This window comes from Methylobacterium currus (assembly GCF_003058325.1).
Taxonomy (GTDB): Bacteria; Pseudomonadota; Alphaproteobacteria; order Rhizobiales; family Beijerinckiaceae; genus Methylobacterium; species Methylobacterium currus.
Genome location: NZ_CP028843.1, coordinates 350806 through 363380 on the forward strand (window position 1 = coordinate 350806; position 12575 = coordinate 363380).

Consider the following 12575-nt stretch of genomic DNA (forward strand, 5'->3'; position numbering starts at 1 on the left):
GGACGGTGCGGGCAGCTCGCCGCAAGGGCAGGCCGATCCGGTAGCGCCGCCGGGAGGCCGGACCCGATCGCGGTCTCCCATGAGAGGAAGCAGAGACCCGGCGCCATCCCCTTTGTAAGAGCATAGTCCATCCGCAACATCCTTCCCTGATGGTGTTGCGGCGTCCGGGATCAAGTCCACGCGCTGCGGTATGGTGGGGGATTTCAGTCGCGACGGTCGTTCCCCGGATCTGAGCCGCCGCCTGCTCGCCCGTTCGCCGCCGCGGGGGCGATTGCAACCTTGCGTCGCCTGTCCTATCCCAGTCCCGGAGCGACGCCCGGTCGCGGTTGCCGCTTTGACCGTTGTGCAGGGGCGCTGGGTGTAGGATCCCATGCGGATACGGGATTCGGTCAGCGGGCCACCGGAGCGACGATGAGTGTGAAGCGAACGCCGACCGAACTCGGAACCCGGCCGACCGTGGCGGACGTGCCCACCGACGTCTCGAACCACCACAGCGACATCTTCTTTGCCGCCGTCGAGATGACGCGGATGCCGATGATCGTCACCGATCCGCGCCTGCCGGACAACCCGATCATCTTCGCCAACCAGGCCTTCCGGGCGATGACCGGCTACGCGCCCGAGGAACTGGTCGGCCGCAATTGCCGCTTCCTGCAAGGGCCCGAGACCGACCGCGAGACGGTCTCGGAGGTGCGCCGCGCCATCGCGGAGCGGAAGGAGATCGCCACCGAGATCCTGAACTACCGCAAGAACGGCTCGACCTTCTGGAACGCGCTGTTCATCTCGCCGGTCTACGATTCGACCGGCGAGCTGGTCTATTTCTTCGGCTCGCAGCTCGACGTGTCGCGCCGGCGCGACGCCGAGGAGGCCCTGCGCCAGTCGCAGAAGATGGAGGCCCTGGGCCAGCTCACCGGCGGCATCGCGCACGACTTCAACAACCTGCTGCAGGTGGTGGTCGGCTACGTCGACATCCTGCAATCGGGCCTCGAGGATCCGACCGCCGATCCGCGCCGGATGACCCGGGCGGTCGACAACATCCGCAACGCCGCCGAGCGCGCCACCACCCTGACCCAGCAGCTGCTCGCCTTCGCCCGCAAGCAGCGCCTCGACGGACGGGCGGTGAACCTCAACAACCTGGTCGAGGGGATGCGCGACCTCGCCGGCCGCACCCTCGGCGAGGGGATCGCCGTCGAGGCCGAGCTCGCGGAAGGATTGTGGAACGCCCGCCTCGACCCGACCCAGACCGAGGTCGCGTTGCTCAACATCCTGATCAATGCCCGCGACGCGATGCCGGGCGGCGGCACCGTGACGATCCGGACCGAGAACCACGTCTTCACCGCCGACGAGCTGCCTTCGGGCCTGCCGCAGGTCGGCCGCTACGTGTCGGTGTCGGTGACCGATACCGGCCTCGGCATGCCGCCGGAGATCCTGGCGCGGGTGATGGAGCCGTTCTTCACCACCAAGGAGGAGGGCCGCGGCACGGGTCTCGGCCTCGCCATGGTGTACGGCTTCGCCAAGCAGTCCGGCGGCACCGTGGTGATCGAATCGCGGGCCGGCCACGGCACCACCGTCCGGCTCTACTTCCCGATGGCCGACAGCGAGGAGCGGCCGGCCCCCGGCCCCGGCACCCGCGGGCTGCAGCGCGCCGGCACCGAGACGATCCTGATCGTCGACGACCGCCGCGACGTCGCCGAGCTCGCCCGGGCGATCCTGCGCGATTTCGGCTACAGCACCCTGCTCGCCACCGACGGCCGCCAGGCCCTCGAGCTCCTCGACGGCGGCGACAAGGTCGACCTCTTGTTCTCCGACCTGATCATGCCCGGCGGCATGAACGGCGTGATGCTGGCGCGCGAGGCGCGCCGCCGCCAGCCGCGCCTCAAGGTGCTGCTCACCACCGGCTACGCCGAGGCCTCGCTGGAACGCACCGATGCCGGCGGCAGCGAGTTCGAGCTCATCAACAAGCCCTATCGGCGGATGGAGCTGGCGCGCCGGGTGCGGGCGGTGCTCGACGGGCCGACCGGGGTGAGCTGAGGCGCGCCGCCGCCGCGCCGGCGGGACAATGGGAGGAGCCGATGCCGCATCGCCCGACGCGCCGCGTGATGATCGGCACCCTCGCGGCCGGCCTCCTGGCGCCCCAGCCGGCGCGGGCAACCTGCCTCCTGACCCCGCAGGCGGTGGAAGGGCCGTTCTACCTCGATCCGCGCCTGCTGCGGTCGGACATCCGGGAGGACCGGGACGGCACGCCCCTTCGGGTGAGCCTGCAGGTCGTGACGTTGCGGGACTGCGTCGCCCTGCCGGCGGCCCGCATCGATCTCTGGCACGCGGACGCGCAAGGACGCTATTCGGGCTATCGCGATCAGGGCGACCGGGGCGCGTCGACCGTCGGCCGGACCTTCCTGCGCGGCACGCAGGTCGCCGACGCGGCCGGCCGGGTGGCGTTCCGGACGATCTATCCGGGCTGGTATCCGGGCCGCACGCCCCACCTGCACGTGAAGGTGATTCTCGCCGGGCGGACGGCGCTGACGGGCCAGATCTACTTCCCGGACGCGGTGAGCGAGGCGGTGTATGCGGGACCCGCCTATGCGGGCCGCGCCCGGCGCGGCCGGATCGGCAATGGCCGGGACGTCCTCCTGCGCCAGGACGACCCCGAGGGGCGCGGCATCGCGGAGATCCACCCGGAGGGCGGGGGCTACGCGGCGGCGCTGACGCTGGTGGTCAAAGGCGCGTGACGGGCTCCCCGCGGCGCCGCGGCCGCGGGGAACGATGTTTCAGGGTCGGCAGGCCGGCCGGATGCCCGGCCGCCCCTTCGCCTCAGACCGCCATCGCGGCCTTCAGGTTCTCGTCGATCTTGTCGAGGAAGCCGGTGGTCGAGAGCCACTTCTGGTCGGGGCCGACCAGCAGGGCGAGATCCTTGGTCATGAAGCCGGCCTCGACGGTGTCGACGCAGACCTTCTCCAGGGTCTCGGCGAACTTGGCGAGATCGGCGTTGGAATCGAGCTTGGCGCGGTGCGACAGGCCGCGGGTCCAGGCGAAGATCGACGCGATCGAGTTGGTCGAGGTCTCCTTGCCCTTCTGGTGCTCGCGGTAGTGGCGGGTCACCGTGCCGTGCGCGGCCTCGGCCTCGACGGTCTGGCCGTCGGGGGTGAGCAGCACCGAGGTCATCAGGCCGAGCGAGCCGAAGCCCTGCGCCACGGTGTCCGACTGCACGTCGCCGTCGTAGTTCTTGCACGCCCAGACGTAGCCGCCGGACCACTTCAGGGCCGAGGCGACCATGTCGTCGATCAGGCGGTGCTCGTAGGTGATGCCGGCCGACTGGAACCGCGACTTGAACTCGGCCTCGTACACCTCCTCGAAGATGTCCTTGAACCGGCCGTCATAGGCCTTGAGGATGGTGTTCTTGGTCGAGAGGTAGACCGGGAACTTGCGGGCCAGGCCGTAATTCATCGACGCGCGGGCGAAATCGCGGATCGACTCGTCGAGGTTGTACATCGACAGGGCGACGCCGGCGCCCGGGAACTTGAACACCTCGCGCTCGATGACGGTACCGTCCTCGCCCTCGAACTTGACGGTGAGGCGGCCCTTGCCCGGCACCTTGAAGTCGGTGGCGCGGTACTGGTCGCCATAGGCGTGGCGGCCGACGACGATCGGCTGGGTCCAGCCCGGCACCAGGCGCGGCACGTTGCGGCAGATGATCGGCTCGCGGAAGATCACGCCGCCGAGGATGTTGCGGATCGTGCCGTTCGGCGACTTCCACATCTCCTTGAGGTTGAACTCCTTCACCCGAGCCTCGTCCGGGGTGATGGTGGCGCACTTCACGCCGACGCCGTGCTTCTTGATCGCCTCGGCGGCCTCGATCGTCACCTTGTCGTTGGTGGCGTCGCGATGCTCGACTCCGAGGTCGTAATAATCGAGCGGGATGTCGAGATAGGGATGGATCAGCTTGTCCTTGATGGACTGCCAGATGATCCGGGTCATCTCGTCGCCGTCGAGCTCGACGACGGGGTTCGCCACCTTGATCTTCGCCATGTCTGATCCAGCCTTCCGTGATCCGGGGGCCGCCCGCACGCCCGCTTGAAGCGACGCGGCCGGCCGTGGCGCGGTCATAGCGCGCTGCACAAACAGGGGGAAGCGCCGGGGCCGAATGGCTTTCGCCGGTTGTCACGAAAAAAGCCCCGGCGCGGGGGCACCGGGGCTGCAAGGAGGTCCGTGTCGAGAACGCCGGACGGGGCCGGTGGGTTCCCCGGCCGGCGCGAGGCCCCTTCGCGATCCGAGCAAGAGGCCCTATGTGCCGGCGATCCGTCCCACTCGACACCGCCCCTCGATACTGCCCTATGACCGATCCTTCGCCGAACCGCCCCGTCATCATCCTGGTCGAGCCCCAGCTCGCCGAGAATATCGGCATGACCGCCCGCGCGATGGGAAATTTCGGGCTCGACGCGCTGCGGATCGTCAATCCCAAGGGTGGCTGGCCGATGAAGGGCGTGCGCGAGACGGCGTCGAGCGCCACCCACGTCCTCGACGGAGCGAAGATCTTCGCCACCGTCGCCGAGGCTCTGGGCGACCTTCAATACGTCCTCGCCACCACGGCGCGGGAGCGCGGGCAGATGAAGCGGGTCTTCGGGCCCGACGAGGGGCTGGCGGAGGCGGCCGGACGGCTGTCCGCTGGTGAGCGGGTCGGCATCCTGTTCGGACGCGAGCGGGTCGGGCTGTCGAACGACGAGGTGTCGCTGGCCGATGCCATCGTCACCTTCCCGGTCGATCCGGAGCATTCCTCGCTCAACCTCGCCCAGAGCGTGCTCCTCGTCGCCTATGAGTGGCGCCGGGCGGCCGGGCAGGCGGTGCTGCCCTTCTCAGGGAGCATGCGCTCGGGTCCGGCGCCGCGGGAGGCCGTGATCGCGCTGTTCGAGAGCCTGGAGGCCGAGCTGGACGCCGCCGGCTACTACCCGCCGGCCAAGCGCGACGGGATGATCCGCAACATGCGCGACATGTTCCACCGCATGGCGATGACCGAGCAGGACGTGCGCAGCTTCCGGGGGGCGCTGCGGGCGCTGGCGCGGCGCCCCCCGGACGAGTGATGCCTGAAGCGTCGCGTGAAGCCTCCGGCTTCGTGTGAACCTAAAGCTTCACCACCAGCTTGCCGAAGTTGCGGCCCTTGAGCAGGCCGATGAACGCCTCCGGTGCGCTCTCCAGCCCGTCGACGACGTCCTCGCGGTACCGCACGCGGCCCTCGCGCAGCCACTGGCCGACATCGGAGAGGAAGGCCTGCTCCTGGTCGGCGAAGTCCCAGACGATGAAGCCGCGGAAGGTCAGGCGCTTGCTCAGCACCGCGCGCATCACCGCCGGCACCCGGTCGGGTCCGGGGGGCAGCTCGGTCATGTTGTAGTTGGCGACGAGGCCGCAGACCGGGATGCGGGCGAAGTCGTTGAGGAGCGGCAGCACCGCGTCGAACACCGGGCCGCCGACATTCTCGAAATAGACGTCGATGCCGCCCGGGCAGGCCGCCGCCAGCGCGCCGGGCAGGTCGCCGGAGCGGTGGTCCACCGCCGCGTCGAAGCCGAGCTCCTCCGTGAGGTATCGGCACTTGTCGGCCCCGCCGGCGATGCCGACCGCCCGGGCGCCTTTGAGCTTGGCGATCTGGCCGACGAGCGAGCCGACCGGGCCGGTGGCGGCGGCCACCACCACGGTCTCGCCGGCTTTGGGCGCCCCGATGGTGAGGAGGCCCGTATAGGCGGTCATGCCGGGCATGCCCAGCACCCCGAGCGCCGTGGTGACGGGGGCCGAGGCGGGGTCGAGCTTGCGCAGGCCCTGGCCGTTGGACACCGAGAAGTCCTGCCAGCCGCCATAGGCCAGGACCGTGTCGCCGACCGAGAAGCCCGGATGGTGCGAGGCCACCACCTCCGCCACCGTGGCGCCGACCATGACGTCGTTGATCTCGACCGGCTTGGCGTAGGATTTCGCCGCGCTCATCCGGCCGCGCATGTAGGGATCGAGGGAGAGATAGCGGTTGCGCAGCAGCACTTCGCCGTCATGCGCGACCGGCACCGTCCCGCGCTCGACGCGGAAATGGGCCGGATTCGGCTCGCCGTGGGGCCGGGACGCCAGGACGATGCGGCGGTTCACGTCGGACATGCGGGACCTCCCTTGAGGTTGTCCTCGGGGCTTTCGGGCCGGGGGCCTCTCGGCCACGCTCGGTTCCGTCGCACTTGGGAAGGAGGGCCCCGCGCGTCAACGCCGCGCTGGCCGGAGTTTGTCGGAGCCTTACCTGCCAAGAGCTGCGCCGGCCCGTCCGGCGTCACCGCGAAAGGGTTCGGCATGCCCCCGTCTTCGTTCCTTGCCACGCTCCTCGCCGGCACGCTCCTGCTCGCGGCGTCCCTGCCGGCCGCCTCCGCCGGGTCCGACCTCGACCGCTACCGCTGGACGTCCCGGGTGCTGGTGATCGCGGCCGCCGCCGACGATCCCCGTGCAAGCGCGCAAGCGCGCATCGCCGAGGCGGCCGGGGCGGGGATGCGCGAGCGCGACCTCGTGGTGGTGCGGGCGATCGGCGAGGGGAGGGAGGCCGCTGCGTTGCGCCGCCGCCTCGGCCTGCCGGCGACGGGTTTCCGGGCGGTGCTGGTCGGCAAGGACGGCGGGGCGAAGCTCGTCGCCGAGGAGCCGATCCCGGCCGAGCGGCTCTTCGCCACCATCGACGCCATGCCGATGCGGCGCGAGGAGGCGGCAGGGCGCCGGAACTGATAGGCTCTGCCGTCACGAAAAAGGGCCGCCCTGGCGCGGGCGGCCCCGTCCTGTCCGTGCGGTCCCCGTCAGTAGCAGCGGGTCACGAGGACGCGGCGGTAGCCCCACGGCGTCCAGCGCACGCGGGGCACCTCGTAGCAGCCGCCGCCATAGCCGTAATCGTAGCCGCCGTAATAGCCGACCGGGGCGTAGCCGTAGCCGTAGCCGCCGTAGTACGGGTAGGCCGTGGCCGCCGCGAGGCCGAGGCCGACGCCGAGCCCGAGGCCCGCCGCCCCCCAGCCGAAGCCGCGGCGGTAGCCGTAACCGCCGCGCCATCCGCCGTAACCGCCGCGCCAGCCGCCATAGCCGCCGCGCCATCCGCCGAAGCCCGCGGTCCGATAGCCGCCGAAGCCGCCCCGGTAGCCGCCGAAGCCGCCGCGGTAGCCGCCGAAGCCGCCGCGGAACCCGCCGCCTGCGAACCCGCCGCGGAACCCGCCGCCGCCGAAGCCGCCGCGGAACCCGCCGCCGCCGAACCCGCCGCCCCGAAAACCTCCACCATGGAAGCCGCCGCCATGGAACCCGCCGCCGCCGAAGCCGCGCGCCTCGGCCGTGGCCGGCACCACCAGCAGGGCGCCCGCGAGGGCCACAGACGCCGCCAACATGCCCTTCATGACCCGATCTCCCTGAGCACGAGATATCGCGAACCCCCGTGTTTTCGAAACGCCGACGCTCTGGTTCGGTTCATGCTGCAAAACGTCACGATCGCCCTATACCGGTACCCCGAAAGGCCGGTCGCGGGAGCCGGTATGCGGAGAGGTCCATGGTGGGAAGAGCGGGACGGATCGGGGCATGGCTGCTCGGCGCGTCGTGGTTTGGCGCAACATGCCTCGGCGCCGGACCTGCGCCGGCGGCACCGGCCGCGCCCGCCCTGGCGACCGCGTCCGCTCCGAACGTCGCCTCCTCCGGCGTGTCCTGCCGGTCGCAGAGCCACGAGGGCCAGGCCTATGCCGTCTGCACCGTCGACCTGCGGCGCGCCCGGGTGAAGCTTTTCTGGCGCGGGCCCGACGGCCTGCCCTACGGCTCGCTTTCGCGGCTCGCCGGGCAGCAGGGCGCGAACCTCGCCTTCGCGATGAATGCCGGCATGTACGATACCGGCCTCGCTCCCGTGGGCCTCTACGTCGAGGACGGGCGCGAGCTGAAATCGGCCAACACCGCCAACGGCCCGGGCAACTTTCACCTGAAGCCGAACGGCGTGTTCTACGTCGCCGGCGACCGGGCCGGCGTGCTCGAGACCGGCCGCTACCTCAAGGCCCATCCCCGGGCCGAGTTCGCGACCCAGTCCGGCCCGATGCTGGTGATCAACAACCGCATCCATCCCAAGATCTCCGAGGACGGGCCCTCGCAGAAGATCCGCAACGGCGTCGGCGTGCGGCCGGACGGGCACAGTGCGGTGTTCGCGATCTCGGAGGCGCCGGTGAGCTTCGGGGCCTTCGCGCGGCTGTTCCGCGACGCGCTCGGCTGCCCCAACGCGCTCTTCCTCGACGGCAGCGTGTCGAGCCTCTACGCCCCCTCGCTCGGCCGGCAGGATCTGAGCCGGCCGCTCGGGCCGCTCGTCGGCGCCGTGACCAAGTGAGGCGGGCCAAGTGAGGCGGGCCACGTGAGGCCGGCCGAGTGAGACCGGCCGAGTGACGCCGATGACGGGACGGACGGTTCCGTTGATCCCAAAAATGCTCTACGGGGGACCACGATGAACCGCACCGCGCTCTATGCCGGCTCCTTCGATCCGGTGACCAACGGCCATCTCGACGTGGTGCGCCAGGCCTGCCGCCTGGTCGGCCGCCTCGTCGTGGCGATCGGCGTGCATCCGGGCAAGACCCCGCTCTTCTCCGCCGAGGAGCGTACGGATCTGATCCGGATCACCTGCGGCCCGCTCGCCGCGGAGACCGGGACGGTGCTCGAGGTGGTCAGCTTCGCCGACCTCGCGGTGGCGGCGGCGCGCCGGCACGGCGCCAGCCTGTTCATCCGCGGTTTGCGCGACGGCACCGATCTCGATTACGAGATGCAGCTCGCCGGCATGAACGGCGCCATGGCGCCGGAGGTGCAGACCGTGTTCCTGCCGGCCTCGACCGGCGTGCGGCCGATCACCGCCACCCTGGTCCGCCAGATCGCCGCCATGGGCGGCGACGTGCGGCCCTTCGTGCCCGCGGCGGTGGCCGACCGCCTCGCGGCCCGCTTCGCCCCGTCCGCCTGACGCGGGCGCCCCACTCCCAGGAGACATCCATGATCCGTTGGCTCGCAGCCCTGGCGCTGTCCGTCGCCGCGTTCGGCTTCGCCGCCCCGGCGAGCGCCGCGCCCGACCAGAACACCGTCTATCTCGACACCAAGGACGGCCGCGTCACCATCCAGCTGCGCCCCGACCTCGCACCCAAGCACGTCCAGCAGATCAAGACGCTGACGAAGCGCGGCTTCTACAACGGCATCGTCTTCCACCGCGTCATCGACGGCTTCATGGCCCAGACCGGCGACCCGACCGGCACCGGCATGGGCAAGTCCGACCTGCCGAACATCCCGGCGGAGTTCTCCAAGGCGCCGTTCAAGCGCGGCACCGTCGGCATGGCCCGCTCGCAGGACCCGAACTCGGCCAATTCCCAGTTCTTCATCTGCTTCGGCGACGCCTCGTTCCTCAACAACCAGTACACGGTGGTGGGCGAGGTGACCTCGGGCATGGACGTGGTCGACAAGATCAAGAAGGGCTCGTCGGCCCAGAACGGCACCGTGCAGAGCCCGGACAAGATCGTCCGGATGAGCCTGGCGCAGGACGGCCAGTAAGGCCTTGCGCGGCGGGCGCTCGTCGAGCGGAATCGTGTCGAGCGGAATCTCGGCCGGCCTCGCGCTGACTGTCTCGGCCTCGCACGCCGCCGCGCAGTTCGACGTCTATGACAACCCCTCGGTGCTCTCGCTGCCGACGACCCTGCGGGCGACCGTGCGGGTGCCGGTGGCGAGCCCGCCGCCGGGGGCCGCCGACACCCTCGTCGACACCCTCGTGGCGCTCTATCCCCGGCTCGCCGCCTGCTGGCGCCCGCCGGCCGGCCTCGGGGCCGCCGCGATCACCGCGCGCTTCGCCCTGCGGCGGGACGGGAGCCTTCAGGGCACGCCGCGGATCACCTTCGCGCGCGTCGCGGATGAGCGCCGCACCGCCCTCGTCGCCGAGACTGTCTCGTCCCTCGCCCGCTGCACCCCGGCGCGGCTGACGGCGGGGCTCGGCGGCGCCGTCGCGGGGCGTCCCATCGCCCTGCGTTTCGTCTACTCTGGTCCGAATCAAGGAGACCGACCATGACCGACAGCAACCGACTCGTGATGGAGACCAGCAAGGGCCGCGTGGTCATCGAACTGCGCCCCGACCTCGCCCCCAACCACGTCGAGCGGATCAAGACCCTCTCGCAGCAGGGCTTCTACGACGGCGTGCCGTTCCACCGCGTCATCGACGGCTTCATGGCCCAGACCGGCGACCCGACCGGCACCGGCACCGGCGGCTCCGACCTGCCGGACCTGAAGGCCGAGTTCAACGCCGAGCCGCACGTGCGCGGCACCTGCTCGATGGCCCGCACCAACTTCCCGCACTCGGCCAACTCGCAGTTCTTCATCTGCTTCGGCGACGCCAAGTTCCTCGACCGCCAGTACACGGTGTGGGGCAAGGTGGTCGAGGGCATGGAGGTGATCGACCAGATCAAGCGCGGCGAGCCGGTGCGCGATCCCGACACCATCACGTCGATGCGCGTCGAGGCGTAAGCCTGCACTTGAACCCTCCCCCTTCTGCGGGGGAGGGTGGTCCCGGCGTCAGCAGGGGCCGGGCCGGGACGAAGTCCCGCAAGAGAGCCGGCGCGACGCTGATCCAGACGGCGCCCGTCAGGATGGTCGCGACCTCTCCGGAAGCGGCGTCCCCTCGCCCGGCCCGCTCCGCGGGACACCCTCACCCGCAGAGGGGGAGGGGGAAACCAGTGCCTTACTGAATCGGCGTTCGACCCTCGCCTGCCACCAGCCGCTCCGCTGCGGCAAAGTCCGCCGGCGTGTTGAGGTTCAGGAACGGGTCCACCGGCTCGGTCTCCCAGGCCGCCTCCGCCGCGTTGTGCCGGGCGATCCACATGCCGACCCGCCGCAGGCCCCGCTCCACCAGGGCCGCCCGCAGGTCGTGGCGCAAGGACACCGCCCACAATCCGTTGACGAAGTGCAGCTGCCCGCCGGAGGCCGCGACCGCCATGTCCACGCCGTCGCGGGCACGCGCCGCGTGCAGGCGAGCGACGAAGTCGTCCGGCAGGAACGGCGTGTCGCCGGCGACGCTCGCGACGTAAGCCACGTCCGGGCGGTGCGCGGCGCAGAAATCGAGGGCGGCGAGCACGCCGGCGAGCGGCCCCGGCGCGTCGGGCACCGAATCCGGCACCACGAAGCCCGTGAAGGCGCGAAACCGGCCTGCATCGCCGTTGGCGTTGAGGATCAGGCCGGCAGAGCATTGCGGCCGCAGCCGCTCGGCCACCCGCTCGAGCAAGGTCCTGCCGCCGAGCCGGAGCAGCGGCTTGTCGCCGCCGCCCATCCGGCGGGAGAGCCCGCCGGCCAGGATCACCCCGAGGGTCGGGGACGCGCTCACTCGATCACGATCCGGGGCGCCGGGCGCGGGCCGGCGCCGCCGCTGAGATTGGCCCAGAGGCTGGCGGCGATCGCCCGGTAGGCGGCGGCCTGCGGCCCGTCCGGATCGACCGCCACGACGGGACGGCCGGAATCGGAGGATTCGCGGATCGTCATGTTGAGCGGCACCTCGCCGAGGAACGGCACGCCGAGGGTCTCGGCCTCGTGGCGGGCGCCGCCATGGCCGAAGATGTGCGAGGTGCCGCCGCAATGCGGGCAGACGAAGGTCGCCATGTTCTCGACCACGCCGAGGATCGGCACCTCGACCCGGCGGAACATCGTCACCGCCCGGCGCGCGTCGATCAGCGCGAGGTCCTGCGGCGTCGAGACGATCACCGCCCCGGCCAGGGGCGTCGCCTGCGCCAGCGTCAGCTGCGCGTCGCCGGTGCCGGGGGGCATGTCGACGATCAAGACGTCGAGCTCGCCCCAGGCGACCTCGCGCAGGAGCTGGGTCAGGGCCGATTGCACCATCGGGCCGCGCCAGATCATCGCCGTGTCGGCGGAGATCAGGAAGCCGATCGACATCACCGCGAGGCCGTAGCCGTTGAGCGGCACGATGCGCTGGCCTTGCGGCGTGTTGATCGTCTCCGGCTTGCGGTCGAGGCCGAAGAGCTTCGGGACCGAGGGGCCGTAGATGTCGGCGTCGAGCAGGCCGACCTTGAGACCTTGCGCCCGAAGCGCCAGGGCGAGGTTGCAGGCGGTGGTCGATTTGCCGACGCCGCCCTTGCCCGAGGCCACCGCCACGATGTGGCGCACGCCCGGCAGGGCCGGGCCGGGCCGGGGACCGCCCTGAGCGCCACCCTGGGGGCCGGGCGCGGCGGGGCGCGGGGCCCGGCCGGCACCAGGTCCGGCACTCGGTCCGCGCTCGGCGGTGAGGCTCGCGAGCGCCGCCTTGACGCCGGGAACTTTCAGGACCGCGATCTCGGCCGCCTGCCGCACCGCCTCGAAGGCCTTGGCCTCCGGCGGCGCGATGCCGATCGAGAAGACCACCCGGCCCGAAGGATCGATGACGATCTCCGACAGGCGGCCGGAGGCCGGCAGGCTGGTCCCCGCCGCATCGACCGTCACGCCCGCGAGCGCCTTCAGCACGTCGTCCCGGGTGATCGCCACGTCGCCTCGCTCCTCATCCGCGGATCGTCTCTCCGGGTCATGTAACCCTTGCGCCGGGAAACGCCAGCGCGGCGGGG

14 protein-coding genes are annotated in these 12575 nt (G+C 71.3%); 9 read left to right on the forward strand and 5 right to left on the reverse strand.

All coding sequences use genetic code 11. The features are described 5' to 3' along the window. The first annotated feature begins 411 nt into the window (after positions 1-411). Together DA075_RS01645 and DA075_RS01650 are read left to right on the forward strand one after the other, a co-directional pair. On the forward strand, positions 412-2028 hold the full coding sequence (locus DA075_RS01645; RefSeq protein WP_099951725.1) for a hybrid sensor histidine kinase/response regulator: 1617 nt from the start codon (positions 412-414) through the stop codon (positions 2026-2028). 41 nt (positions 2029-2069) lie between these two features. Then, positions 2070-2726 (forward strand): intradiol ring-cleavage dioxygenase, encoded by a 657-nt coding sequence (locus tag DA075_RS01650; RefSeq protein WP_099951726.1) that lies wholly within the window; start codon positions 2070-2072, stop codon positions 2724-2726. Positions 2727-2808: 82 nt separating this feature from the next. Here DA075_RS01650 and DA075_RS01655 read toward each other — a convergent pair whose 3' ends face one another. Further along, positions 2809-4023, reverse strand: coding sequence for an NADP-dependent isocitrate dehydrogenase (locus tag DA075_RS01655; protein ID WP_099951727.1), 1215 nt, complete (start codon positions 4021-4023; stop codon positions 2809-2811). Between the two features lie 305 nt (positions 4024-4328). Here DA075_RS01655 and DA075_RS01660 point away from each other — a divergent pair, with 305 nt between their 5' ends. Next, entirely contained in the window at positions 4329-5072 is a 744-nt protein-coding gene (locus DA075_RS01660; RefSeq protein WP_099951728.1) for an RNA methyltransferase, read from the forward strand. A gap of 40 nt (positions 5073-5112) precedes the next feature. On the opposite strand, the gene DA075_RS01665 is transcribed toward DA075_RS01660, so the two are convergent. Next, entirely contained in the window at positions 5113-6126 is a 1014-nt protein-coding gene (locus DA075_RS01665) for an NADP-dependent oxidoreductase (protein WP_099951729.1), read from the reverse strand. Between the two features lie 183 nt (positions 6127-6309). On the opposite strand from DA075_RS01665, the gene DA075_RS01670 reads away from it, so the two are divergent. Next, a complete protein-coding gene (locus DA075_RS01670) occupies positions 6310-6729 on the forward strand; it encodes a DUF4174 domain-containing protein (protein WP_099951730.1) in 420 nt (139 codons plus the stop codon). Between the two features lie 68 nt (positions 6730-6797). Here the strand turns inward: DA075_RS01670 and DA075_RS01675 are convergent, their stop codons facing one another. Next, positions 6798-7379 carry a hypothetical protein gene (locus DA075_RS01675; RefSeq protein WP_099951731.1) on the reverse strand — a complete coding sequence of 194 codons (582 nt, stop codon included), beginning with the start codon at positions 7377-7379 and terminating at the stop codon, positions 6798-6800. A gap of 149 nt (positions 7380-7528) precedes the next feature. On the opposite strand from DA075_RS01675, the gene DA075_RS01680 reads away from it, so the two are divergent. The 5 genes from DA075_RS01680 (at position 7529) to DA075_RS01700 (ending at position 10497) form a co-directional block, all read left to right on the forward strand. Next, entirely contained in the window at positions 7529-8341 is an 813-nt protein-coding gene (locus tag DA075_RS01680) for a phosphodiester glycosidase family protein (RefSeq protein ID WP_099951732.1), read from the forward strand. A 114-nt stretch (positions 8342-8455) separates the two neighbouring features. Further along, positions 8456-8959, forward strand: coding sequence for a pantetheine-phosphate adenylyltransferase (gene coaD, locus DA075_RS01685; RefSeq protein ID WP_099951733.1), 504 nt, complete (start codon positions 8456-8458; stop codon positions 8957-8959). 29 nt (positions 8960-8988) lie between these two features. After that, positions 8989-9537 carry a peptidylprolyl isomerase gene (locus DA075_RS01690; RefSeq protein WP_099951734.1) on the forward strand — a complete coding sequence of 183 codons (549 nt, stop codon included), beginning with the start codon at positions 8989-8991 and terminating at the stop codon, positions 9535-9537. A gap of 31 nt (positions 9538-9568) precedes the next feature. Beyond that, a complete protein-coding gene (locus tag DA075_RS01695) occupies positions 9569-10045 on the forward strand; it encodes a hypothetical protein (protein ID WP_099956338.1) in 477 nt (158 codons plus the stop codon). After that, positions 10042-10497, forward strand: a complete 456-nt coding sequence (locus DA075_RS01700; RefSeq protein WP_099951735.1) for a peptidylprolyl isomerase — start codon at positions 10042-10044, stop codon at positions 10495-10497. The genes DA075_RS01695 and DA075_RS01700 overlap by 4 nt, the downstream gene beginning before the upstream one ends. A 214-nt stretch (positions 10498-10711) precedes the next feature. On the opposite strand, the gene mobA is transcribed toward DA075_RS01700, so the two are convergent. Both mobA and DA075_RS01710 read right to left on the reverse strand, forming a co-directional pair. Next, a complete protein-coding gene (mobA, locus tag DA075_RS01705) occupies positions 10712-11350 on the reverse strand; it encodes a molybdenum cofactor guanylyltransferase MobA (protein ID WP_099951736.1) in 639 nt (212 codons plus the stop codon). Then, positions 11347-12498, reverse strand: a complete 1152-nt coding sequence (locus tag DA075_RS01710) for an Mrp/NBP35 family ATP-binding protein (protein ID WP_099951737.1) — start codon at positions 12496-12498, stop codon at positions 11347-11349. Before DA075_RS01710 ends, mobA begins: the two co-directional genes overlap by 4 nt. Positions 12499-12575 lie beyond the last annotated feature (77 nt).

Coding starts and splice junctions, on each gene's coding strand:
- DA075_RS01645 (WP_099951725.1), top strand. CDS start 412: ATGAGTGTGAAGCGAACGCCGACCGAACTCGGAACCCGGCCGACCGTG.
- DA075_RS01650 (WP_099951726.1), top strand. CDS start 2,070: ATGCCGCATCGCCCGACGCGCCGCGTGATGATCGGCACCCTCGCGGCC.
- DA075_RS01655 (WP_099951727.1), bottom strand. CDS start 4,023: ATGGCGAAGATCAAGGTGGCGAACCCCGTCGTCGAGCTCGACGGCGAC.
- DA075_RS01660 (WP_099951728.1), top strand. CDS start 4,329: ATGACCGATCCTTCGCCGAACCGCCCCGTCATCATCCTGGTCGAGCCC.
- DA075_RS01665 (WP_099951729.1), bottom strand. CDS start 6,126: ATGTCCGACGTGAACCGCCGCATCGTCCTGGCGTCCCGGCCCCACGGC.
- DA075_RS01670 (WP_099951730.1), top strand. CDS start 6,310: ATGCCCCCGTCTTCGTTCCTTGCCACGCTCCTCGCCGGCACGCTCCTG.
- DA075_RS01675 (WP_099951731.1), bottom strand. CDS start 7,379: ATGAAGGGCATGTTGGCGGCGTCTGTGGCCCTCGCGGGCGCCCTGCTG.
- DA075_RS01680 (WP_099951732.1), top strand. CDS start 7,529: ATGGTGGGAAGAGCGGGACGGATCGGGGCATGGCTGCTCGGCGCGTCG.
- coaD (WP_099951733.1), top strand. CDS start 8,456: ATGAACCGCACCGCGCTCTATGCCGGCTCCTTCGATCCGGTGACCAAC.
- DA075_RS01690 (WP_099951734.1), top strand. CDS start 8,989: ATGATCCGTTGGCTCGCAGCCCTGGCGCTGTCCGTCGCCGCGTTCGGC.
- DA075_RS01700 (WP_099951735.1), top strand. CDS start 10,042: ATGACCGACAGCAACCGACTCGTGATGGAGACCAGCAAGGGCCGCGTG.